Origin of the sequence: Phyllobacterium myrsinacearum, assembly GCF_014138285.1 — a bacterium.
GTDB lineage: Bacteria > Pseudomonadota > Alphaproteobacteria > Rhizobiales > Rhizobiaceae > Phyllobacterium > Phyllobacterium myrsinacearum_A.
In genome coordinates this window covers 1-22,690 of sequence record NZ_JACGXN010000005.1, presented here as the reverse complement: position 1 = coordinate 22,690, position 22,690 = coordinate 1, and the positions used below count along the sequence as shown (strand labels likewise).

22 protein-coding genes are annotated in these 22,690 nt (G+C 54.4%); 12 read left to right on the top strand and 10 right to left on the bottom strand.

Annotation, left to right across the window (positions count from 1 at the left end):
* Positions 1-78 precede the first annotated feature (78 nt).
* A complete protein-coding gene (locus tag FHW16_RS16280; protein ID WP_182550283.1) occupies positions 79-951 on the top strand; it encodes a LysR substrate-binding domain-containing protein in 873 nt (290 codons plus the stop codon).
* Here the strand turns inward: FHW16_RS16280 and FHW16_RS16275 are convergent.
* A complete protein-coding gene (locus FHW16_RS16275) occupies positions 948-3,425 on the bottom strand; it encodes a GcvT family protein (RefSeq protein WP_182550282.1) in 2,478 nt (825 codons plus the stop codon). The two genes, FHW16_RS16280 and FHW16_RS16275, sit on opposite strands and share 4 nt — an antisense overlap.
* Before the next feature lie 84 nt (positions 3,426-3,509).
* Complete coding sequence (locus tag FHW16_RS16270; RefSeq protein ID WP_182550281.1) at positions 3,510-4,304, bottom strand: DeoR/GlpR family DNA-binding transcription regulator; 795 nt, start codon at positions 4,302-4,304, stop codon at positions 3,510-3,512.
* Positions 4,305-4,794: 490 nt separating this feature from the next.
* On the opposite strand from FHW16_RS16270, the gene FHW16_RS16265 reads away from it, so the two are divergent.
* On the top strand, positions 4,795-6,669 hold the full coding sequence (locus tag FHW16_RS16265) for an ABC transporter transmembrane domain-containing protein (RefSeq protein WP_182550280.1): 1,875 nt from the start codon (positions 4,795-4,797) through the stop codon (positions 6,667-6,669).
* Complete coding sequence (locus FHW16_RS16260; RefSeq protein WP_182550279.1) at positions 6,666-8,555, top strand: ABC transporter ATP-binding protein; 1,890 nt, start codon at positions 6,666-6,668, stop codon at positions 8,553-8,555. The genes FHW16_RS16265 and FHW16_RS16260 overlap by 4 nt, the downstream gene beginning before the upstream one ends.
* A 213-nt stretch (positions 8,556-8,768) precedes the next feature.
* On the opposite strand, the gene tal is transcribed toward FHW16_RS16260, so the two are convergent.
* From tal to FHW16_RS16240, 4 genes are all read right to left on the bottom strand, one after another.
* The gene (gene tal, locus FHW16_RS16255) at positions 8,769-9,728 is read right to left on the bottom strand and encodes a transaldolase (RefSeq protein WP_182550278.1); all 960 of its coding nucleotides are present in this window, start codon (positions 9,726-9,728) and stop codon (positions 8,769-8,771) included.
* A 136-nt stretch (positions 9,729-9,864) separates the two neighbouring features.
* A complete protein-coding gene (locus tag FHW16_RS16250; RefSeq protein WP_182550540.1) occupies positions 9,865-10,611 on the bottom strand; it encodes an ATP-binding cassette domain-containing protein in 747 nt (248 codons plus the stop codon).
* A 1-nt stretch (position 10,612) separates the two neighbouring features.
* Positions 10,613-11,683 (bottom strand): ABC transporter permease subunit, encoded by a 1,071-nt coding sequence (locus FHW16_RS16245; protein WP_182550277.1) that lies wholly within the window; start codon positions 11,681-11,683, stop codon positions 10,613-10,615.
* Positions 11,684-11,766: 83 nt separating this feature from the next.
* Entirely contained in the window at positions 11,767-12,753 is a 987-nt protein-coding gene (locus FHW16_RS16240; protein WP_182550276.1) for an ABC transporter substrate-binding protein, read from the bottom strand.
* A 369-nt stretch (positions 12,754-13,122) separates the two neighbouring features.
* On the opposite strand from FHW16_RS16240, the gene FHW16_RS16235 reads away from it, so the two are divergent.
* From FHW16_RS16235 to FHW16_RS16220, 4 genes are read left to right on the top strand one after another with little or no spacing between them, the layout of a single operon-like run.
* Entirely contained in the window at positions 13,123-14,046 is a 924-nt protein-coding gene (locus FHW16_RS16235; RefSeq protein ID WP_182550275.1) for an ROK family protein, read from the top strand.
* Entirely contained in the window at positions 14,043-14,615 is a 573-nt protein-coding gene (locus FHW16_RS16230) for a D-sedoheptulose-7-phosphate isomerase (protein ID WP_182550274.1), read from the top strand. The genes FHW16_RS16235 and FHW16_RS16230 overlap by 4 nt, the downstream gene beginning before the upstream one ends.
* A gap of 32 nt (positions 14,616-14,647) precedes the next feature.
* On the top strand, positions 14,648-15,607 hold the full coding sequence (locus tag FHW16_RS16225; protein ID WP_182550273.1) for a sugar-binding transcriptional regulator: 960 nt from the start codon (positions 14,648-14,650) through the stop codon (positions 15,605-15,607).
* Entirely contained in the window at positions 15,608-15,814 is a 207-nt protein-coding gene (locus FHW16_RS16220; RefSeq protein WP_182550272.1) for a hypothetical protein, read from the top strand.
* Positions 15,815-15,873: 59 nt separating this feature from the next.
* On the opposite strand, the gene FHW16_RS16215 is transcribed toward FHW16_RS16220, so the two are convergent.
* Complete coding sequence (locus tag FHW16_RS16215; protein WP_182550271.1) at positions 15,874-16,608, bottom strand: hypothetical protein; 735 nt, start codon at positions 16,606-16,608, stop codon at positions 15,874-15,876.
* 291 nt (positions 16,609-16,899) lie between these two features.
* Between FHW16_RS16215 and FHW16_RS16210 the strand changes: the two genes are divergently transcribed.
* The 5 genes from FHW16_RS16210 (at position 16,900) to FHW16_RS16190 (ending at position 20,497) form a co-directional block, all read left to right on the top strand.
* Positions 16,900-17,409: an AsnC family transcriptional regulator gene (locus FHW16_RS16210; protein WP_182550270.1), complete on the top strand. Its 510-nt coding sequence runs from the start codon at positions 16,900-16,902 to the stop codon at positions 17,407-17,409.
* Between the two features lie 82 nt (positions 17,410-17,491).
* Complete coding sequence (locus FHW16_RS16205) at positions 17,492-18,280, top strand: ABC transporter substrate-binding protein (protein ID WP_182550269.1); 789 nt, start codon at positions 17,492-17,494, stop codon at positions 18,278-18,280.
* Between the two features lie 103 nt (positions 18,281-18,383).
* Complete coding sequence (locus tag FHW16_RS16200) at positions 18,384-19,061, top strand: amino acid ABC transporter permease (protein WP_182550268.1); 678 nt, start codon at positions 18,384-18,386, stop codon at positions 19,059-19,061.
* Positions 19,058-19,732 carry an amino acid ABC transporter permease gene (locus FHW16_RS16195; RefSeq protein ID WP_182550267.1) on the top strand — a complete coding sequence of 225 codons (675 nt, stop codon included), beginning with the start codon at positions 19,058-19,060 and terminating at the stop codon, positions 19,730-19,732. The genes FHW16_RS16200 and FHW16_RS16195 overlap by 4 nt, the downstream gene beginning before the upstream one ends.
* Positions 19,733-19,768: 36 nt before the next feature.
* Positions 19,769-20,497: an amino acid ABC transporter ATP-binding protein gene (locus FHW16_RS16190; RefSeq protein WP_182550266.1), complete on the top strand. Its 729-nt coding sequence runs from the start codon at positions 19,769-19,771 to the stop codon at positions 20,495-20,497.
* A 515-nt stretch (positions 20,498-21,012) separates the two neighbouring features.
* Here the strand turns inward: FHW16_RS16190 and FHW16_RS16185 are convergent.
* From FHW16_RS16185 to repC, 3 genes are all read right to left on the bottom strand, one after another.
* Entirely contained in the window at positions 21,013-21,456 is a 444-nt protein-coding gene (locus FHW16_RS16185; protein WP_182550265.1) for a PIN domain-containing protein, read from the bottom strand.
* 2 nt (positions 21,457-21,458) lie between these two features.
* Positions 21,459-21,707: a type II toxin-antitoxin system Phd/YefM family antitoxin gene (locus FHW16_RS16180; protein WP_182550264.1), complete on the bottom strand. Its 249-nt coding sequence runs from the start codon at positions 21,705-21,707 to the stop codon at positions 21,459-21,461.
* A 182-nt stretch (positions 21,708-21,889) separates the two neighbouring features.
* A complete protein-coding gene (repC, locus tag FHW16_RS16175; protein WP_432652044.1) occupies positions 21,890-22,684 on the bottom strand; it encodes a plasmid replication protein RepC in 795 nt (264 codons plus the stop codon).
* Positions 22,685-22,690: the final 6 nt, after the last annotated feature.

Genomic DNA, 22,690 nt, shown 5'->3' with positions numbered 1-22,690 from the left:
TGTATAAGTTTATGCGATATATAATAAAGGAGTGAGACGACCCGGTTATGACAACCTTGATGCACCAAAGGAGATAATATGCGCTACGTTCAGCTTCGCGCCTTTCATCACGTGGCAATCTGTGGCGGATTTTCCCGTGCTGCCGAGATGCTGTTCCTGACTCAGCCAGCGATTTCCGATCAGGTCCGCAAGCTGGAAGAAGAATATGACATCCTGCTTTTCAACCGGAACAAGAAGCAGGTAACCCTGACCGAAGCCGGGCAGCACCTTCTGGAAATAACGCACCGCATGTTTGATACGGAGCAGCAGGCGCTGGAGCTGCTTTCAGAGTCGAGGGCGTTGCGCGCCGGTACCCTGCGTATCGTTGCCGATGCGGCGCATCATCTCCTGCATATTCTCGGCACGTTTCGCGAGAAATATCCCGGCATTCAGGTTTCGGTGCGGACCGGAAATACGGAAACGGTGATCAGCAGCCTCTACAGCTATGAAGCAGATATTGGCGTGCTCGGCGAGATTCCCACCGGACGTGACTTTGAAATACTCAAGCTCAACTCAACGCCTATCGTGGCCTTTGTCTCCACCGAGCATTCCCTTGCCGCAGCAAAATCTCTGACGCTGGAAGAACTGACACATCTCCCTTTGGTCTTGCGCGAACGCGGCTCCAAGACACGTCAAAAATTGCAGGACCGCGCCGCCAGTTTGGGCTTCGACCTCAAGCCAGCCATCGAGGCGGAAGGCCGGGAGGCTGTGCGTGAAATCGTGGCCTCCGGCGCGGGCGTCGGCTTTGTTTCATCCGCGGAATTCGGTCAGGACAACCGCCTTGTGCAGATCCCGATCGCCGGACCGGAAGTGCTGATGGATGAGGCCCTTATCTGCCTGCGCGAGCGCAGTGCTGGCAAACTGGTCCGTGTATTCCTTGATATCGCCAAATCATTGGCACCGGCAGGTTAAGCGGCTGCCTGCACCTTCCTGATATCGGCCTTCACCCGGTCCGACTTTGGATCGTAAGGGCTGCGCAAATGTGCCGTCGCGGCATAAAGTTCGCCCGCCAGATCGATCGAGAAACTGCCGCTTTCGATGAATTCCCTGCTGACACCCTCCGGGTGCTCAACCAGACCAAGCGCTACGGAACGGCCAAGCGTGTGGCCATAGGCACCGGAACGGACTTCGCCAACAGGCTTGCCATCCCGCAAAATCAATTCGCCACCCCAAAGCATCGGAGTACTATCGTCCACGGTAAACTGTACGATACGCCGGTGCGGCACACCTCTTTCCTTCGCCTTGATCAGCGCCTCCTTGCCGATGAACCCGCTGGGCTTGTCCAGAGCAACGGCAAAGCCAAGACCGGCTTCAAAAGGATTGATGTCGGGTGTCAGCTCGCGGCTCCAGGCGCGGAAGCCCTTCTCAAGGCGCAGCGCTTCAAGCGCGTAGTAACCCGCATCGATGAGCCCCAGTTCGCGCCCCGCTTCGTGCAATGTCTCATAAACGCCAACGGCAAATTCTGTCGGCACGATGAGCTCCCAGCCGAGTTCACCAACATAGGTCATGCGGTTGGCGTAGGCCGTGGCATAGCCGACGTCGATTTCGCGGATGGTCGCAAACGGGAAGCCCTCGTTCGACAAATCCGTTGACGTGACTTTACTGAGAACAGCACGAGAGTTTGGACCCATCAGTGCCAGCACTGAATAGGAGGAAGTAATGTCCGTGAGATAGGCGTGCGAACCCTCCGGCGTATTCCTACGGATCCAGTCAGCATCATGTACCGCCTGTGCCGAACCTGTCACGATCAGGAATTTATCAGCGGAAAGCCGCATCACGGTCAAATCGGTTTCATAACCACCGCGCTCGTTCAGCATACCCGTGTAGACAGACCGGCCAATCTCGACATCTATCTCGGCGGCGCAAATACGATTGAGCACGGCGCAAGCGTCCCGTCCCTGCACCAGCAATTTCGCAAAGGACGTCTGGTCGAAAAGTGCCACTGCTTCGCGCGTTGCCTTCATTTCATGCTTTACCGCGTCGTGCCAGTTCTGACGGCCAAAGGCATATTGGGTTTCCGGCTTTTCACCCGGCGTGCCAAACCAGTTGGCCCGCTCCCAGCCCATTTTGGAGCCAAAACAGGCCCCCTTGGCGGCGAGCCGGTCATAGAGCGGCGAACGGCGAAAGGGACGCGCTGTGTCTAACTCCCGGTTCGGCCATGGCATGGCATAATGCAGGCCGAGTGTTTCCTTGACCCGATCATGCAGCCAGCGCGGATTGTTGTTGAACGAGGCAAAACGCCGGATGTCTACGGGCCACAAATCCATGGTTGGCGCACCATTGACGATCCATTCGGCCAGCGCCCTCCCCGCGCCGCCAGCACTGGCAATGCCCATCGAATTGAACCCTGCACCCACAAAGAAATTTTTCAGCTCCGGCGCCTCGCCGAGAATGAAGTTGTTATCAGGCGTAAAGCTTTCGGGACCATTGTAGAACTTGCGCACTTCCGCGTGTTCCAGCTGCGGTACCCGGATCAGAGCATTCTGCATCAGTATTTCGAATTGATCCCAATCGTCCGGCAACAATGCGAACTCGAAATTCTCCGGAATGCCGTTCATTCCCCACGGCTTGGCTTCCGGTTCGAAACCGCCCATCACCAGACCGCCGACTTCTTCCTTGAAATAGATGTAGCCATCGGGATCGCGGAGCACTGGAAGATCCGGATGAACGCCCTCGACACGCCCCGTCACGATGTACATATGTTCAGCCGAGTGCAATGGAACAGAAACGCCGCACATCAGGCCCACTTGCCGTGCCCACTGACCAGCACAATTGACCACGATCTCAGCAGCGATATTGCCCTGATCCGTCTCCACGCCACAGGCAACGCCATTCTTGACGGTGATCCCGGAGACCTTGACCCGTTCAATGATGCGCGCACCGCGATTGCGGGCACCCTTGGCGAGCGATTGCGTCAAATCGGTTGGATTGGCCTTGCCATCCCCCGGCAGCCAGACAGCACCAACGAGATCGTCCGACGCCATGACGGGCCAGATATCCGCGGCTTCCTTTGGTGAAACGACATCAACGTCAATGCCCTGAGCGCGGGCCGAGGCGGCGGTGCGCTTCAGGACAGTCATCCGATCCTGTGTGCGGGCAACGGCCAGCGAACCGCAATTCTTCCAGCCGGTTGCAAGACCGGTTTCAGCCTCCAGCTCGCTGTAGAGTTTGGTCGAATATTTAATCAGACCCGTCATGTTGGCATGGCTGCGAAGCTGCCCGACCAGCCCGGCCGCATGCCATGTCGTACCACCGCTCAGTTGGCCCTGCTCCAGAAGAACCACGTCGGTCCAGCCCAGTTTCGTTAAGTGATAAGCGACCGAGCAGCCAATGATGCCGCCGCCGATAATGACCACGCGTGCCTGTGTTGGAAAAGTTTTCGCCATGACGACCCACCCATCAAAAAGAGATGGATAAACTTACGCACAGAAACGCAACAAATCAACAATTAAAATCACATAATGCAACATTTATGGTTTTTCAAACAAAAGCCTCATACCTTTATCGGCAAACACATCCAATAATTCACCCTTCGGCTTTTTATCCGTAATAACACCAGCAGCATTCCTGGAATTTGCGATCTTCATGGGCGTCAAACGTCCGAACTTCGAGCTATCGAGCACGAAGTAGGCTGTTTGCACCTTCGAGATCATCTGGGAGCGCAGCAACGAGCCGCTCGTCGTAAAATCAGTAACATCTCCGTCCGGAGATATGCCCCCTCCTCCGAGGAAGGCAACATCGATCTGAAAACGATCGACGGCATGCAATACATCCATACCGACCGTCGCTTCATCCTGGCGGTCGACTTCACCGCCTAAAATATGGGTCCTGATATTTGGCTGGTGACACAGGAACAAAGCAATGGCGAGGCTTGAAGTACATATTGTCAAATTCAAACGAGACGCCGCCAGCGCATGAGCGACCGCCAAAGTCGTGGTCCCGGAGTCCAGGAATACCACCATACCCTCGCCGACCAACCCAGCAGCGATTTCTCCAATGGCGTCCTTGCCCTCAGCATTTTCACGGGATCGTTCGCTCAGTCCCGGTTCAAGCGTATCAAATCGCACGGCTCCGCCATGTATGAGTTCCAGCTGTCCTTTATCCGCAAGGTATTTTAGGTCTCTCCGGATTGTTTCGCGTGAGACATCAAAGAAAGCCGCCAAATCCGCAATGCTTGCGGATCCGTCAGAAGCAATCCGCCTGAGAATTTCACCATGTCGGCGCGGCGCCAGCGTTCTGCTGACCTGGCTGTTTGATTCAGACATGATTACACCTTGACCGCATACCGCCCCTACTGGAGGAGACAGCAGCATTTAGTTGAATCTGGAGATAGGTGGAGACGTTCATAAGCTGACAATGTAATAAAAATCACATTTCGCAACATAATTATTTCAGGCATTCCCGATACCATGGAAAATTGCTCCATAGGCTGGCGCAAGGTTGAGCAACACTGCCGCAACTAAACTAAAAAGAATCATCGATTTCTGAAGCACTGCAAGCGGAAGCTCGAACTGATTGGCAAAAACGGGCAGCTGATTGAGATACTATCTCGAACAATACCCGCCGCTTCGGCCGATAACAAGTTGCGGCGGTGCTGCGCCATATTTTTTCAGCATTGCTGTAATACCTAGCCAGCCAGCACAGAACTCTTGAACCGAAAGTGAGAATCGGCGAAGTTTGGAACGGTAACATATCTTGCACAACGGCCCGGATTTGCGGCCAGTGTCGTCACAATCAATTGGTCTGGAAAATACAGTGAGCAGCGATGCGTTAAAGCGTGCGGCGAATAGGTCAGATTCGTTGGCGCACGTGAATGCAGCAGGCTGGGGTCGAGGCCTCTTCACCCTGGTCCGAATTACCCGTATGACGCTTCGTCATCCCTGGCAGACGACGTTTGCCATCGGCGCTACATTGGTCGCAGCCGGCCTTCAATTGATGATCCCGCGTCTCCTGGGTCACGCCGTGGACCAGACACAAACAGCCATGGCAGGCGGCGTCGCTGGCAAGATAGCCGAAAGCGCCCTGCTGACAACCGCACTGATCCTTTTAACTGTCAGCATTTTGCGCGGCCTTTTCACTATGGTGCAGAATTATTTTGCCGAAGCAGTGGGTCACCATATGGGTTACGAGCTGCGGCTTGCCTGTTATGAAAAGATTCAGCGCCTCAGCTTCAGCTTCCACGATGGCGTACATTCCGGCGATCTCATCACAATCGGCATGCTCGATCTTGAGGGCGTTCGGATGTATTTTTCGACCGCCCTGGTGCGCACGATCTTGTTGGCTATGCTGATTGGTCTTGGTGCTTACATGCTGTTATCGACAGATCTGGTACTGGGTCTGGTCGCGCTGAGCTTTGTGCCTTTTGTTGCGTGGCGCTCTTCGGTAACGCAGTTGCGCCTGCGTGCTACTTGGCTGGAATTGCAGGAACGGTTATCCGTTCTGACTCGCGTCATGGAAGAAAATCTCAGTGGTATCCGCGTCGTGCGGGCGTTCGCTTCTCAGGTCTATGAACTGTTGAAGTTCGACAAAGCCTCGCACGCAGCTCTTGAACTCGCTCACAAACGCGTTGGCATTCGTGTCAAAAACACCAGTGCGATGACACTCTCCTTCTTTGCGGCTATGGGTCTCGTGCTTTGGGTCGGCGGCAACAAGGTAATCGCCGGCGAGATAACCGTTGGCACGCTCACGTCCTTTCTGACCTTCATGACCATCCTGCAGATGCCGGTGAGGCAACTCGGCCTGATGGTCAATGCTTATGCACGGGCTTCCACTTGCGGTACACGGCTCTTTGCCCTGCTGGACCTCGACGTTGCCATTAAAGATGCGCCAGACGCAAAGGATCTCGAGATTTCAGAGGGCATATTGCGGTTTGAAGACGTTAGCTTCTCTTATCCGCAGGCCGCCAAACGTCCGGTGCTGCAGCATCTCAGTTTTGAAGCCCGGCGCGGTGAAACTATCGGTATCGTCGGCAGGCCAGGCAGTGGCAAATCCACCATCGCCCATCTCATTCCGCGCTTTTACGACGTCACCGGTGGAAGAATTACCATCGATGGCCAGGATATTCGCAACACGACATTGCGCTCATTGCGCCAAGCCGTTGCTGTCATACAACAAGATGCCTTTCTGTTCACAACAACGATCGAAAACAACATTGCTTACGGCGACCCCTGGGCGACAGAGCCGCGGATCGAACGTGCCAGTGAATCAGCTCAACTGCACAATTATGTCCTGGGCCTGCCGATGGGTTATGACACGGTCGTCGGTGAACGCGGCGTATCGCTATCCGGTGGCCAGCGCCAGCGACTGTCAATTGCCCGTACGCTGATGCTCAAGCCTGCCGTCATGGTATTCGATGATTCCACTGCAGCAATCGATGCAGGCACCGAACAGCGCATCCGTATAGCCATGCGTCGCTACGCCAAGGACCGCGTCACGATTGTTGTTGCACATCGATTGAGTTCGCTGATGCACGCTGACCAGATTCTCTTCGTCGAGGATGGCCGGATCGTCGAACGCGGCACCCATGAAAGCCTACTCGCGGCAGGCGGGCGCTACAGAGCTTTGTATGATCTGCAAGTACGGCCAGATGATAATATCGCGGCAACAACCAAGACGGAGGCACGGGTTTGACAGACGAACTCGAGACCGAGCGCGAAGATGGCCGTCGCCCTCCCCGTGCTGTCGTTGGTTCCCACCGCATCGAAGAGGAAATGTTTGGCAAGGTTTTCGACGGTAATATCGTCAAGCGCATCTGGGCATTCGTGCGTCCCTACAAAAAGCAGATGCTCATTGCTGTTTTTGCGGTACTGACCTTTACGGCCACACAATTGGCCATTCCACTGATCATCCGTTATGCGATCGACCACGGCATTGCGCCCGGTACTGAAGATCATTCGGCACTGCTTTATTCAATCATAGCTTTTGCGGCGGCCATCCTAATTAATTTCGGTGCCAGCTACGTGCAGGAAACCGTCGTTGGGCGCGTCGCAGAAGACGTACTGTTCGACATTCGCAGAGCAATGTTCTCGCATCTTCAACGGATATCTTTATCATTCATGGACAAGACCGAGGTCGGACGATTGATGTCGCGGCTTCAGGGTGACGTCAACTCGATGCAGGAGTTTCTGGAAACATCCGTGCTTTCAGTCGGAGACATCACACTGCTCTTCGGCATTGTCGGCGTCATGCTCTATCTCGATTTCCGCCTCGGACTACTGACGCTTGCCGTGCTTCCGATATTATTCGTCGTTCGTATTTACTGGCTACCGCGTGCGCGCATCGCATTCATGGCTGCACACGAGACCAATTCCGTCACCAACGGCGCTTTGGCCGAAGCAATCCATGGCGTTCGCGCTGTGCAAAGCATGGACCGGCAGGATATCAATTTCACGCTTTATGATGACAAGGCCCATGCCAATCTGAGAGCACATCTGACCGCAGCAAAATATGCGCAGGTCATGGTGCCAATCGTGGACTCTCTGACCGGCGTGGCCATGGCCCTCGTCATTGTCGTTGGTGGATCACGCGTACTCAATCAGGCGCTCGACGTCGGTGTCATGGTTGCGTTCCTGTTCTATATTCAACGCTTCTTCGATCCGATCCGCTCACTCACCTTGCAATATTCGGTGATGCAGCGTGCCATGGCTTCGGGGCAACGACTGACGGAAGTGCTTGACGTACCTATCGATATTATTGACGCGCCGAATGCCAAGGACCTGACTGCCGAGATGGACGGATCCGTTGAATTCCGCAATGTCGTATTCGGCTATGATCCAAAACACCCGGTGCTGAAGCATGTCAGCTTCAAGGTCAATCCCGGCGAGACGGTGGCGCTCATCGGCCCTACTGGATCCGGCAAGTCGAGCGCCATGGCACTGGTTCATCGTTTCTACGACGTGCAACAGGGCGAGGTTCTGGTCGGCGGCCACGATGTACGCGACCTCACGCAGGATTCTCTCGGGCAACAAATCGCGATGGTTCTACAGGAGCCGTTCCTGTTCACCGGTTCAGTCTTTGAAAACATTCGCTATCATAAAAGTGCGGCAACGCGGGAAGACGTCATCAAGGCGGCCAAGACGGTCGGAGCGCATGATTTCATCGTGAAGCTCACCGAAGGTTACGACACGGAACTCGGCGAACGCGGTGGAAACCTGTCACTTGGCCAACGGCAACTGATCAGCTTTGCGCGCGCTTTGGTGGCGGACGCCAAGATTCTCGTACTTGACGAAGCAACTGCCAATATCGACAGCTATACCGAGATGCTGATCCAAAAGGCGCTCGTCAGGTTGTTGGAGAACCGCACGGGTCTTGTCATCGCCCATCGCCTTGCCACGATCCGCGAGGCGGATCGCATCATCGTGCTGCAGAACGGCGAATTGATAGAAATTGGAAATCACGATCAACTGATGGCCAACGGCAAGCTTTACTCCAAACTCTACAATCTCAACTATTCTTCGTTCGACGATTTGCCTGACGAGGAATTGGAAGCCGCTACATCGGGAGATTTCAAAACGTGATTCACCGTCACCCGACCTATTCAAAGACTCCGTCTTTGAATAGGTCGGGAATAGTCGCTCAAGCTTTGTGCGAAACAAAACGCCCTGACTAGCATGACCAAGATCATGCAGCGAAATAAATCCAGCGCGCCGGTGCGGAAGCACTCTTCAATAGCGTCAGCGCGTTGTTCAGGCGTACCAGCGATAGACCGATGACCTGTTTGCGGGCACGCGTCAGACGCCTGTCATTACCTTTCCGACCATCGTGCGCAATGCATGGAGATCCTTCGCGAAAACACGGATGCCCTCAGCGAGCTTTTCAGTGGCCATCGCGTCTTCATTCATCATCCAGCGGAAGGTATTTTCGTCCAGATCGATCTTCGCGACTGATGTCGGGTTTTCGGGCGACAACCTGCGTACAAGCTTGCCCTCATCCTTGGACAACTCGTCGAGCAGATTGGGGCTGATCGTCAACCGGTCGCATCCCGCAAGAGCCTCCACTTCGGCAACACTGCGGAATGACGCGCCCATGACGATCGTTTTGATGTCATTGAACTTATAGTAGTTGTAGATTTCGCGCACCGAAATGACGCCGGGATCTTCTTCCGGCGTGTAGTCCTTCCCTGTTGATGCCTTGTACCAGTCCAGGATGCGGCCGACGAACGGAGAGATCAGAAACGCTTTGGCGTCCGCACAGGCAATCGCCTGTGCCTTGCTGAAAAGCAGTGTCAGGTTGCAATCGATGCCTTCCTTCTGGAGAATTTCCGCGGCGCGAATGCCTTCCCACGTCGACGCCAGCTTGATGAGAATACGGTCTTGCTCAATACCGCGCTCCTTGTAGCCAGCAATGATGCCATGGGCCTTTTCGACTGATGCCTTCGTATTGAAGGAAAGGTCAGCGTCAACTTCTGTCGATACGCGGCCGGGAACCAGTCTTGAAAGAGCGGCGCCCACGGAGATCGCCAGGCGGTCGGCAACCGCTGCCGATACGGCATCGGGATTGCCGCCCTGCTTCCTGCCCCAGATAACAGCTTCCTCAATGGCATCGGTAAACATCGGCGTGTTGAGCGCCTTGAGCACGATGCTTGGGTTGGTCGTACAATCCACCGGCTTCAAGCGGGCAACGGCTTCAATATCGCCAGTATCTGCGACAACAGTCGTCATGGTTCGGAGTTGCTCAAGTTTAGACGGCATCGTATTTTCCTCATCGTCTGGAGTGCGGGAAATCGTGGGCATGTTAGACTTACGCCTCATTCCGCGTGCGGCGAAGGTCGGTGGAAATTGCAAAATGGTGCTTGTATGTACGTCCCGATTCTAATTGGCCGGCCATCTATCCACCGACCATCAGCTTAACCACTTCATCGTGATTGGTCTCGGAAATTTGCCGTTCTCCGGCTAGGACGCCGCGACGAAGCACGACGATCCGGTCGGATACGGCAAATATGTCCTGCAGGTTGTGGGAGACAAATATCACTCCTCGACCCTGTGCCTTCAGTTTATGGATCAGCGAAAGCACTTTTCTCTGCTCAGGCACGCCAAGGGCAGCTGTGGGTTCATCCATAATCAGAATCTGTGCATCCCAGTAGACGGCGCGGCCGATAGCGACCGCCTGTCGCTGACCGCCGGAAAAATTACTGACGGGTGTCTCCGTTCGTGAAACATGAAAATCCAGAAGCGCCATGGTCGAACAAGCCGCCTCAGCCATTTTTCGCCTATCAAGGACAGGAAGAAATCCGAAAGCACGACGCATCGGTTCACGACCTAGAAAGATGTTCGCCCCAATGGAAAGATTGTCCGCTAGAGCAAGATCCTGATAGATCGTCTCGATGCCCTCTTCCCGCGCTTGTTGCGGATTTGAAAAAATAGCTGGCTTCCCATTCAACAGGAGCTCGCCTGCTGTCGGACGATAAACACCCGACAGCGCCTTGATCAAAGTGGTCTTGCCGGCACCATTGTCACCAACCACCGCGACGACTTCGCCTCTACGAACCACCATCGACAGATCGTTGAGAGCCTTGATCGGGCCGAAATGCTTTGAAAGATTTCGAACTTCAAGCAGAGGGATATTGTCGTTCAGATTATTCACTTATCCGTCCTCCACTCATCCGCCGCTGTGTTTGATCGATCAGGACCGAGATGATGATGACCACGCCGACCGAGATAAACTGCCAGAATGGTGCCACGTTGGTAAAAACCAGCCCGTACTGGATCACTGCGATGACGAACGCACCGGCGACCGTGCCCAGGATGGTTCCAGACCCTCCAAATAAACTGGCTCCACCGATAACCACCGCCGCCACGCAATCGAGCAGCAATGGTTCACCGGCCTGTGCCGCTCCTGCACTAAAGCGGGCCGCATAGAGCACGCCAGCCAGACCGGCGCAAAATCCGGACAGAATATAGAGCCTGAGCAGATGACTGTTGATATTGATTCCCGCCCGCCGGGCGGCCTGTGCACTCGCTCCGATGGCATAATTATGCTGGCCAAATCGGGTGTAGCTCAAGACATAATGCATCAACAAAACGAAAATTGCGGCCAGTATCACAATATAGGGTACCGACAGGATACGTCCGTTGCCAAGACCAGCGAAAAAGCTGTTGTTGACTGGTACCGTTGTCCCGCCCGCGAGTAGAAACGCCACGCCTCGCGCCACACCGAACATGCCTAGAGTGCCGATGAACGGTGGTACCTTTAAGCGCGAAACCAAAAGGCCGTTGACCATGCCGGGAACGCCGGCCAGCATTACCGCAGCTATGGTACCGGTCAGCACTGCCATCGGCATCGGCATGATGGGATTTGCCCAATTGATCACGTGCGCAGCAACCACAGCCGCCAGCCCCATGACGAAGCCCGCCGAAAGGTCAATTCCTCCTGCGATAATTACAAAGGTCTGGCCCATCGCCAACAAAAGGGGGGCTACAGCAAAAATGGCAATGGACTGCAGATTAAAAGGGTTCAGTACGAAGGTTCCGCCGAAACTGAATCGCGACCAGACCTCAAATCCGAGGATTAACATTGCAAGGAACAGCCACGCACGCAGATCGGCGACGTAGCGCATCACCGTGCGGGTGCCATCCGCGTGATCTGCTTGCGGCGCTACATGTTTCGAGGGGGCCGTGGGAATATTTTCCGTTATTATTTGTTTCATAATATCCAAATCCTAAAATCGCTGCGTTGCGCAAATCCTCTTGTCCCTGGTACTTGCAGGCCCAAGAGAACATCGTTTTCAGATCAGTCAGCGTAAATATATTTCGCGATGCTGGGATCATGCACATTGGATTTGTTGATCACCGTAAAGCCGGTGCCGATCGAGACCGGAATAGATTGGCCCGTCAGGTGCGCATAGGCCGACATCACTCCGTAATAGCCGATTTCCGCGGGATGCTGCGCTATGGCGACGTCAATCAGACCCCGATCGATATCGTCCACCACACCGCTCGGCGCATCAAACGCGACAACTTTTACCGCCCCCGACTTGCCCGCCTGCTGCACACCGTTCGCGGCACCCAAGGCTGAAAAGTGATTTCCCCCGAACACGCCCTTCAATTCCGGATGGCGGGCAAGGACGCCTTGCAATTGCGAGGCCGCCTTGTTCGCGTCATTCTCGTTGAACTGGGTTTCGAGAACGACAACCTTCGGGTAGTGAGCGGCGAGTTCGGTTTTAAACCCCTCCTCCCGCTGATCGGTCGTGGAGATTCCCGGTTTGTTGTTGGCGACAAAAACCGCGCCTTCGCCACCGATGGCGTCGGCCAGAGCACGCGCTGCCATACGGCCGCCAAGCACATTGTCGGAAGCGATGGAGGAAAGTGGAAAATCGGCGTTGCCTGAACCAATCTGATACATCCCGGTGCCAATAAACGTATCAACAGTGATAACCGGGATACCTGTATCATCGGCCTTGCGTAAGGGCTCAACCAGCTGAGTGACATCGGTGGGAGCAATAAGAATAGCGTCAGGTTTGCGCGCAATCACCGCATCGAGAACAGGCACTTGAAGCACGGGGTTAAAATCCGGAGCTCCCTGGAACACCAGCTCTACACCGAGAGCATCGGCCGCGATCTGCGCACCCCGACGCATGGTCGTGTAGAAAGTATCTGTCGTCAAACCCGGAATAAGCGCGACAGTGAATTTCCTGTCAGCCGCCGGAGCGGGCGAAAGCCCGCATGTTATCGAAATGATCGCAGCATTAGCAGCTGCGAGTATGGCGCGTCGGCACATAATCCATCCTCCCGTGATGATTATTAGTTCTTGGCACCGTCGAACAAATTCGAAGGTTCACGTCCATATCCACTCGATACTGTCATTCAGTCAAGTGCAATTAATTGCATTATAGTAATAATTGCACTTTACTGAAGTAAGGCAGATCTCGTTATAACGCCAGAGTATAAATTTTTTCAAATAGATACGTATCAACAGTTGCATATTCACCAATTGGAAACTCTCGTTGGAAGCGCATCAAATGGATAATTAATGCAATAAATTTCTTTATAAATCTAATTGCATTATTATTGGAATGCTGTTTATTGAGAGTGTCCGCCGGGTAAATCTGCTTCGATGGGTTCGTTAAATGACGAGGGGTTTCTTCAAATGGCCAAGCTGCTTGGTTTGGATATCGGCGGCACGAAAACAGCAGCCGTCATCGGTACGGAGGAAGGCGCTATACTGCAGCGCATAGAATTTACCTCTCGGGCAACGCGCGGGCCAGAAGCTCTGATTGATGACATTTTGACCGCGGCGCGTCGATTAATGGACCTCCATCCGGGTGTCGTCGCTGCCGGAGTGTCAGTCGGAGGGCCAGTGGATGTGCTGCGTGGACATATACAAGGGCCACCGAACCTTCCTGGCTGGCATGATGTCCCGCTGAGGGAATGGCTGTCCAACTCTCTTAATTTACCGGTCGCTGTTGAACATGACGCCAAGGCGGGCGCTCTTGCAGAATGGCGGTTCGGAGCTGGTCGGGATTGCAATAATCTCGTGTTCCTCACGCTCGGCACGGGTTTGGGTGCAGGCATTATCGCAGACGGGCGGCTGTTGCGCGGTACGTGCAATCTTGCGGGTGAAATAGGACATTGGCGGGTACAGCCTGATGGCCCGTTGATGTATGGGAAACGCGGCTCCTTCGAGGGAATGGCAAGTGGAGCAGGATTGCCCGCGCTCGCAGCGTTTCTCTATCCGGAGCGTGCGACAGAATTTGGCACAGCACTTGCGCTGAACACGCTCTGGAAAGAGGGTGACCGAGACGCAGAAGCCGTCATTATCTATTCCGCGGATATTCTGGGGCGAGGCATTGCCTTGATGATTGATCTATTAGCGCCTGAACGGGTCATTCTGGGTGGACTGGGTCCACGTCTTGGACCGGATTTCATTCGTATCGTGCATGATGCGGCGGCCGCAGATGCACTGCCCGGGCACTTTGCTTCCTGCGAGATCGTGAGTTGTCAACTTGCGGATAATATCGGCGACATGGCAGCGTTGAGCGTTGCGGAAGACCTTTGGAGAACATTGAAATGAATGAACAGTTCAGCGATTTTATTGCCGAGGCGCAGACAACCCTGGGTACGCTTGCAAATCTGGAAACAACGCTGGATCAGGGCATCCGCATCATTCTTGAGGCCTTGGAGAACGGGAAAAAGTTGCTCGTGTGCGGCAACGGGGGAAGCGCTTCCGAGGCACAACACCTGGTTACTGAGCTGGTGGGACGCTTCAGATCAAACCGCCAGCCTCTAACGGCTTTATTCTTGGGTGGAGATGCATCGCAGATCACGTGTATTGGAAACGATTTCAGCTGGGATGATATTTTCGCCAGGCCTCTGCAGGGCCTAGGCCAGCCCGGTGACGTGCTTATCTGTTTTTCCACCAGTGGCATGTCTTCAAACGTCGTGGCTGTATTGAAAACAGCACAAGAAATGGGGATCCCAAGCATAGCTTTCTTGGGTAAGGGTGGCGGGGTGGCAGGCCCGCTGGCGACATTGTCGGTGGTTGTCAACAGTGACAGCACGGCTCGCATCCAAGAAGGACATCTCTTTATGTTGCATTGGCTATGCGAACACTTGGAAGAGAAATTCCCACAGGGCATATAGTCTCTTGCTGAGTCGGTAGAGGATTAAGTGAGTTGGCCAGAACACAACGCAGCATTGAATCGATCGTTGAAATAGCGCGCATGCGCTATGACGAGCGTCAGACGCCCGTCGAGATTGCGTGGAAACTTGATATCTCGACATCCACCGTCAGCCGCGCCTTGAAATTGGCAATGCAGATGGGATTTGTCGAAATCAGGGTAACCGCTGCAGGATATCGCGATCTTACCCTTGAAGCTGCCCTCGTTCAGAAATTTGGTCTGCGCCAAGCCTTTGTCGTACGACACGAAAGCGGTGTGAATGCTCTGAACACAGTTGCGCGCGTCGTGGCCAGCCATCTTGAGGATCAGATGGTGGCGGGAACGATTCTGGGGGTTTCCGATGGCGAAAGCGTTGCGGCGGTGGCGGATTGCGTTCGCCGGGGTAAATCCGACGATATTGACATCGTGTCGATGATTGGTGGCGTCGGCTCGCCTCAGGTACATACACATTCCACCGAGATTTGCAGTGTGATGGCCAAAAATGCCAATGGTCGGACTTGGCAACTTCCCGCTCCTGCGTTTGTAGTAGATGTAAGGAAGGCTGCAGGATTCATGGAAGAAACACTGGTTCGATCCGTCTTCTCCATGATCGAACGCGCAACAATTGCTGTCGTTGGTATAGGCGCCATGTCGCCACAGGCGGCTATTTTCCGTCATGGAATGCTCGACGCCAAGGCAATGGACACGTTGTCGAACAAGGGGGCCGTGGGATCGATCTGTGCTCGCTTTTTTGATGCGGAAGGCCGCACAATCAATTCCGAATTCGATGACCGTACAATGGCAGTATCGTTGGAAGCCCTTCGCCGAATTCCCGATCGCCTCGGCGTTGCAGTCGGCACAGAAAAAATTACAGCGATCAGCGCATCAATGCGCGGCAGGCTGATCAATGGTATCGCCACGGATCGCGATACGGCTGAGGCACTCCTTTCAAACCCTCCTGAAGGTCATTCCTAGATGGCAAGCATTTCAAACTCTGAGAGGAAACTGACGGGCGTCAAGACAGAGTTCGCAATCGGAACCGGCAGAACCTCGATGGAAGTCGCCGCCTCTGGCTATCTGGAAGCCCAGGATGTCGCGGATGTCGTGCTCTTTGCAGCGATGCAGGGGCCGAATGCTCGAATGACACAGATTGATCTGATAGCACTAAACCAAGGAAATTAGCGCGGGGCCCGGCAGGGCATGCCTGATCGGACCAGCACGCCTTGGCTGCAGGCGGGCCCTCATTGCGTGCCAACCGGTCGTGGTGGATAGACTGCCTGCACCTGTGTCAATTCAGGTTCGCGGGATATCGCCCCTGTTGCCATGCTCGAAACCCCGGGGCGGGCTTTTCCGGCAACCAACATGTCTTCATGCACCCAGCCGATCATATCGGTGGCCGGAACCACTACACGATGCCATTTGCCAGTTTTGCTGTAGGAGCGCATTTCGCGTCCCTTCTCAACAGTGCCTGCCGGAGCAGATTTATCCCATGCATTGCGCCGCAAGGTCAGCCTTTCGCGTGCATAGACGACTGACGGTGCCATATTGGGCATATTGACACCGCGTGGCACGCGAATGTCTGCTTTTTCTACGGGTCCAACGGACCTATGCGGGCGTTGCACGGGCTTCGTCACCACAGGATTTTGTGGCTGTGCACCGACAGCGATGGAAGGACGCGGTATGGGAGTGCTGTTTGTACGGCTGTCCTCTTGTCGAGGTTCGATTTTCGCAGACTGCTTGACGCTTGCCTCAAGTTTTGCAGCAGGCGGTTGACTGCTATGCGCAGCTGAGCGCTCGAACAGTCTGGAGAGTATTGTCTGCGAGCCTTTGTGCTGCCAGATGCTTAGTGCTCCGACGCCAACAATCACTGCCAGAGCCAGAATCGTACCTGTGGAAGACCTGCGCGACGCAGACTGTGAAGATGATCGCTTCGGTGCGCGGGACGAAGAACGGGTGCTGCGCTTTCTCTTGGCCATATTGATCCTGCCCTCTTTAGCCCGGTCGCGGTTGGGCTAGGTCAAAGTCGAGTTTGATAACATTCGTGAGCGTCGAATCGCGATGCTACTGAACCTGACAGGGCTTCATTGGTATTTCGTTACCATGCTGCGCAAGTGGTGAACGTCACAACGGGCTCTCTCATGCGTCAAGCCAACCGCGACCCCTGAACATCGAGGGGCCACCCTTGTATTATAAATATGTTAGGCATAGGATATGCCTTATCAGAAAGTTTTCTCTGCATTTTTTTCCATTTATGAAAGTCACCCCATTTGCGGGATCATCTCGACCAGACCGATCGCCGGCTCGTCAAACTGCTGTCGCAGGACGCGCAGGTTGGTATCACCAGACTCGCTGAAATGATGGAGGTATCCGTACCGACTGTGCGGACACGTCTGCGCAACCTGCTTGACCGGAATCTTCTCAAGATCACGGGATTGTTGAACCTGACCGAGCGCCCTGAACTAATCTCGGCCATTGTCGGTGTTAACGCGCAGGGACGCGGGCGGGCTCGCGAGATTGCGCGGCGCATTGCAGAACTGCCCTTCGTGAATTCCGCGTCCGTTGTAACAGGACGATTTGATATCATAGTCGATGTCGTCGTCGCGGGGGATGTGGCCGATCTTTACCGGGTCACCAGTGAATTGATTCCTGCTGTTGGTGATCTGGGAGAGATCGTCCGTACGGAAACCTTCGTGGTGATGGCATCGTGCAACAAATGGGTCAATCTACCAGAAGGATGCTGGTCCGAAAGCGCAGAGGTGACGATTGGCGATAGTTGATCTGAAAGATCCTGTCCGAGGATGTCGGACCCGTATCGATAACGTCTAAAAATAGACGACACATAACGAGGAGGAACTAAGAATGAAGATTGCAAAGCTGTTCGTCGCAGGTCTTGCGATGCTCACCGCGGCTGGTGCCGCACATGCAGGAACGCTTGATGATATTGTCAAGCGCGGAGAATTGCGTGTCGCAGTACAGACGCAGGGACCACCTTTTTCCATGGTTGACCAAGCCGGAAAGCGCACGGGCAGCTCCGTGGAGCTTGCCGAATTGATGGCCAAGGAAATGGGCGTGAAAATCAGCTTTCTCGACTTTGACTGGGATGGGCTTATTCCGGCACTCCTGTCCGGAAAGGCCGATCTTCTGGTGGCCGACATGACCCCCACGCTGCCCCGCGCCATGAAAGTCGCCTTCACCAAACCTTTCATGTTCACGGGTAGCACCGTTTTTGCAAAAGCGGGCAGCAAGTTCACCACGATCGACTCCTGCAAGGCAGCGGGTACCAAAATCGCTGTGCTGCTGGGTGCGACCGGCGAGAAGGTTGCCAAGGCCACATTCCCGGACGCTGACATCAAGAGCTACAAGGGTGGAGGTCCGCTCCTGCTTGATGCGGTTAACAACGGTCAGGCTGATTGTGGTGTCAACGATGTCTCTGCCGTAAAGGGGCAATCGGCCGCCTATCCGGCCGGGACTTTTACGGTAATGCCTGAATTGCTGTCGAAAGAGCCTCTGGCATTTGCCACCCGCTACGATGAGCAGGATCTTCTTATCTGGATGAATCTGTTTCTGGATCAGGTAGCCATTGACGGTCGGCTGCAGAAAAACCTGGATTACTGGGTCGAATCCGATGCCTGGAAGAAAGATCACTAGGCATAGCGTTGGATGATCGCTTGTCGGTCTCAAACCCGGCAGGCGACCATCGGAGCGTCTGGAATACCACATCTGCACGGTCGGCTGAGGGATCACCCCGGACATGCTTGAGAATTTCAGCTTTCGTACCATTGTCGAGTATTTACCGCTGTTCGGACACGGCCTTCTCGCAACGCTTTGGTTGTCTGTCGTTTCCTTTGCTGGCGCACTTGCCGTTGGAATTATTCTTTGCGCAATGAATTTGCAGCGCTCGCGTTTGTCCAAAGTTCCGGCAAAGATCTATATCGATGCCATCCGGGCGACGCCGTTGCTGGCGCAACTTTATTTCCTTTATTTCGGTTTGCCTCGGCTGGGCGTTGTACTGCCGGAACTCGTTGTTGGCATTCTGGCATTATCGTTGAACAGCGGCGCCTATATTGCTGAGATCATCCGGGCCGGCATCCTGTCCATTTCCCGCGGGCAAGTGGAAGCGGGTATTGCATCTGGCATGACCTACACACAGCGCATGCGCTTCGTCGTCCTGCCTCAAGCCTTTCGCGTGACGATTCCGCCGCTTCTTGGCCAGGCCATCGTGCTGGTGAAAGATTCGGCCCTGCTGTCCCTGATTTCGGTTTCGGAACTGACCCGCGCCGGGCAGCTTCTCGCCTCGGACCGCTTCATGCCGGCAGAGGGCTTTATTACAACGGCGGCGTGCTATCTCGTACTTTATTACGGGTTGAAAGGTTTGGCTGCTCTGTCTGGGCGTTGGCTAGGCGTGCAGTCAGTCAGGAGCGGAGCATGATCTGGCAACAATTCCAAAGTCTCATCGGCAGTTATCCGCTGGCTTTACGAGGCCTCGGGATGACTGTCGCGCTGTCATTGATCAGTCTTGTTCTGGGTACACTCATCGGCTTTGCTCTCGGCATCTTACGAACAGGCGGTAATCAGCTGATCAGCCGGGTCATTGGTGCCTGGGTCGATCTGATACGCGGAACACCGTTCCTTGTGCAGATTTTTCTGATCTTCTTCATATTGCCTGAATTGGGCATTGAACTGGATGCCTTCACAGCGGGCATCATTGCGCTGTCCAACCTCGCCGCCTGCTTCATTTGCGAAATTGTCGCCGCCGGTATCCGCGCGGTCCCAACCGGCCAGGTAGAAGCCGCGCTTGCATCGGGTCTGTCCCGTTGGCAGCGCATGCGGCAGGTTGTCTTGCCTCAAGCGATGCGGATGTCACTGCCGCCGCTGGTGGGACAGTATGTTCTTCTTATCAAGGATTCCTCGGTGGTCTCCGCCATAGGCTTGACCGATCTCACCCGAGTCGGCTGGCTCGTCGTCCAGCGGGTGCCAAACGGCCTCCTTGTGTTCGCCATCGTTGGCATTGGTTATTTCGTCGTCTGTTATCCGCTCATCCTGCTCGCGCGCCGACTTGAAAGCCGAATGGGTGCTGCACATGGTGAGGTGCAATTGTGAGAGCCAGCCGATACTCCGTCAAGAAAGGTATCAAGCATGATTGAGTTTCGCGGCGTCAACAAATGGTTTGGAGCCCTGCATGTGCTCAAGGATATCACCCTCAGCGTTGAACCGCGTGAGGTAGTGGTGGTTTGCGGACCCAGTGGCTCGGGCAAGAGTACTCTGATCCGCTGCGTCAATGGTCTCGAAAGCACGCGAGATGGGGTTCTTGTCGTTGATGGGCACCGCGTGGGCGATCCGACAACTGACATGACGGAGTTGCGCGCAGAGATTGGCTTCGTCTTCCAGTCCTTCAATCTCTACCCACACAAGACGGCCTTGGAGAATGTCACGCTCGCACCAATCCATGTGCGGAAAATTGCTCGTTCCGCCGCTGAAGAGGCCGGACGCGAATTGCTGGCAAGGGTCGGACTTGCTGACAAATTTAACGCCTACCCGTCAGAACTCTCCGGCGGTCAGCAGCAACGTGTTGCCATCGCCCGCTGTCTTTGCATGCGGCCGAAAATCATGCTGTTCGACGAACCGACATCAGCACTTGATCCTGAAATGATCAGTGAAGTACTCGACGTTATGGTCAGCGTGGCCGAAGAAGGTATGACCATGATGGTCGTCACCCATGAAATGGGTTTTGCGCGTAGGGTTGCACAGCGTGTCGTGTTCATGGATGCAGGCGCTATTGTGGAAAGTGGTACACCTGAAGAATTTTTCTCCAACCCCAGGACCGATCGCAGCCGAGCATTCCTCGGAAAGATTTTGCGCCACTGACATCAGCTGTGATCATCGATTTGAATTATCGGCTATCCAGCGGGCCGTTGGTAAACTTTTGTACGTTCGATATGGCCTATGATGGAATATAGGATATTGTTTTCTTTATACAATTTTCTTATACGCGTACTGATAGATATGTTAGTTTCCTCATAATGGACTGGGCTTTGCTCTTCATCCTGTTGGATAAGTCGCGTGTTATCCAACCTGTGCTCATGCTGGTATCTAATCCGCTCTGTGATCGTCCATCTACCGGTTTAACGCGGTATTCGTGCCTTTTCTCGATGCTACAGCATTGCTTTTAATAGGTTTTCTGGAGGCCCCTGCCCTCTCCGCTTTGTCGTGTCACCCGCGTACTCGCCGGTGTTTTCCTCTTATCGGCATATACAACCGTTCGTTTTCTTATAACTTTCGAGTTTGTACAAACCCATTTCTATCATGGGATTTTTAAACCAAGTTCACGTTCCCGGCGCGCGGAGAGAGGTTACACGCGGGCTTTGCAGGTCTTGCAATCTTTATGAAGACAGCGGCAATTCCTTCAACGGATTCCACCATTTTACCCCCATCGGTCCAAAATGCTTTTCATTAGCGGTCAACACCGTCAGACCGTTGGCATCCGCGGTAGCAGCGATGGCGATGTCAGCAAATCCAGGTTCATGCGCTCGAGCACGATCAAGGATCGCGCCTGCGGCGTAAGCTTCTTTGCTGCCAAACGGGAGAACTCTATTTCCATACAGATTCTCTATCAGAGCTACCCAATTGCGGAGCCGTTTTGCCTTGGTTATGGCCTCAAGTCGTTCGGCTCTATGAATACCATGCCAGATTTCAGCGATGGTGACAGACGATAGATACACTTCAGAACCGTGAAGTTCGAGCCAGCCAAGAATTGGAGGCCGTGTATTTTGAGCTGCAGCTACGGGCGATGTCGCAGATACAATGTTGGTATCAAGCAAAAACAAGCTCAGAACTCCGAATTGTATGAGCGGGATGGCCTCTGGCTCCGTTCCGGAACGTCATCGGCGTCGCCTGGAAATGCTGCAAGAAGCTCGCCAAAGGTTGGGACTTTGGAGAGCCGCTCGTATTCCTCGAACGAGAGAACGACGGCTTCCTTGCGACCGTGACGAGTGACAATAGTAGGCTCGCCGGCAACGGCCTGATCGACGATGGCAGAGAAAGTAGCTTTTACGTCTTTCAATTGTGCTTCTTTCATTATGTCCACTCCAATATGACTACAGATAGTCATCTTATAGTCTGTAAGATTTTCTGCAAGAGCCTACACACCATTTTTGGCGCTCCGCTGTACTCTCAGGTCATACGCATGCCCATCGTATGCGCTTGACGAGCAAGCTAAGGAAAGTAATGCCATGCCTTTAATCACCGTTGCTACCTTCCTCATTCCTCTCCTCTCTTGACGAGCCTGACGTGCTCGCCATTGACCCTGACTTGGGCAAGAAGCATGGGCCAGACGGAGAATTCACCTTTTGCCGCCTTGTCGGTGAGCGATCGGAGATAGCCTCCGGCGGAATTGATCTGATCGGCGCGTTGCAGGATGCAGGCCATGGCGATGGCTGCGTTTTGCTGGCCGAGCACGGAGCAGGCTTCCTCATAGGCCGAAGGACTGACCCCGAGCATGGAGCGCACAACAATGGCTGCCCCCATCAGTTCAGACCAGCTGGCAAGGCCATTCCTGGCATAGGCAGCAATATCGGGACAGGCCTGGCGAACAAGCCCGAGCGGGATGGGCTTGGCGTCGAAGGCAGAGGCACCAGGCGCGGCCAGATCGACGTTGCGGCCGTGTAAATCGGTGCGCAGATCCGGGGCATCACCCGAACCGGACGGGATTGACGATCCATTCAGCCCGCCAGCCGCTATCCGTCCACCGGCCCCCTGCTCTGCCCTGCCAATATCCGGGTCCGAATTATCCACGGCGTGCATGGCGGTGTTTTCAGCACCGTTGGCAGTTTCTTGCCTTCCCGCTGTCTCAGCAGGTGGATTGCTTGCAGGATTATATTTGGCATTTCGGCCTTGGCCTTTTCTAAAGCCGGGTTCAAGGTCAGATGTGGATTGGGTATTTGAATTCTGTTTGTGGCGCTCAGAGTGGGACTCTTTGGCGCTTGTTTGTCGTAAATTCAGCTTATCCTGCAATAGTTTGGATATCTCCAGCTGGATGCACTCAAGTCCGTCCACAACCGG

Bases quoted from the DNA above. Each gene is read 5' to 3' on its own strand.
- FHW16_RS16275 (WP_182550282.1), bottom strand. From the start codon at position 3,425: ATGGCGAAAACTTTTCCAACACAGGCACGCGTGGTCATTATCGGCGGC.
- FHW16_RS16235 (WP_182550275.1), top strand. From the start codon at position 13,123: ATGGCCAAGCTGCTTGGTTTGGATATCGGCGGCACGAAAACAGCAGCC.
- FHW16_RS16200 (WP_182550268.1), top strand. From the start codon at position 18,384: ATGCTTGAGAATTTCAGCTTTCGTACCATTGTCGAGTATTTACCGCTG.
- FHW16_RS16205 (WP_182550269.1), top strand. From the start codon at position 17,492: ATGAAGATTGCAAAGCTGTTCGTCGCAGGTCTTGCGATGCTCACCGCG.
- FHW16_RS16180 (WP_182550264.1), bottom strand. From the start codon at position 21,707: ATGAAAGAAGCACAATTGAAAGACGTAAAAGCTACTTTCTCTGCCATC.
- FHW16_RS16230 (WP_182550274.1), top strand. From the start codon at position 14,043: ATGAATGAACAGTTCAGCGATTTTATTGCCGAGGCGCAGACAACCCTG.
- FHW16_RS16245 (WP_182550277.1), bottom strand. From the start codon at position 11,683: ATGAAACAAATAATAACGGAAAATATTCCCACGGCCCCCTCGAAACAT.
- FHW16_RS16280 (WP_182550283.1), top strand. From the start codon at position 79: ATGCGCTACGTTCAGCTTCGCGCCTTTCATCACGTGGCAATCTGTGGC.
- FHW16_RS16215 (WP_182550271.1), bottom strand. From the start codon at position 16,608: ATGGCCAAGAGAAAGCGCAGCACCCGTTCTTCGTCCCGCGCACCGAAG.
- tal (WP_182550278.1), bottom strand. From the start codon at position 9,728: ATGCCGTCTAAACTTGAGCAACTCCGAACCATGACGACTGTTGTCGCA.
- FHW16_RS16220 (WP_182550272.1), top strand. From the start codon at position 15,608: ATGGCAAGCATTTCAAACTCTGAGAGGAAACTGACGGGCGTCAAGACA.
- FHW16_RS16240 (WP_182550276.1), bottom strand. From the start codon at position 12,753: ATGTGCCGACGCGCCATACTCGCAGCTGCTAATGCTGCGATCATTTCG.
- FHW16_RS16190 (WP_182550266.1), top strand. From the start codon at position 19,769: ATGATTGAGTTTCGCGGCGTCAACAAATGGTTTGGAGCCCTGCATGTG.
- FHW16_RS16270 (WP_182550281.1), bottom strand. From the start codon at position 4,304: ATGTCTGAATCAAACAGCCAGGTCAGCAGAACGCTGGCGCCGCGCCGA.
- FHW16_RS16195 (WP_182550267.1), top strand. From the start codon at position 19,058: ATGATCTGGCAACAATTCCAAAGTCTCATCGGCAGTTATCCGCTGGCT.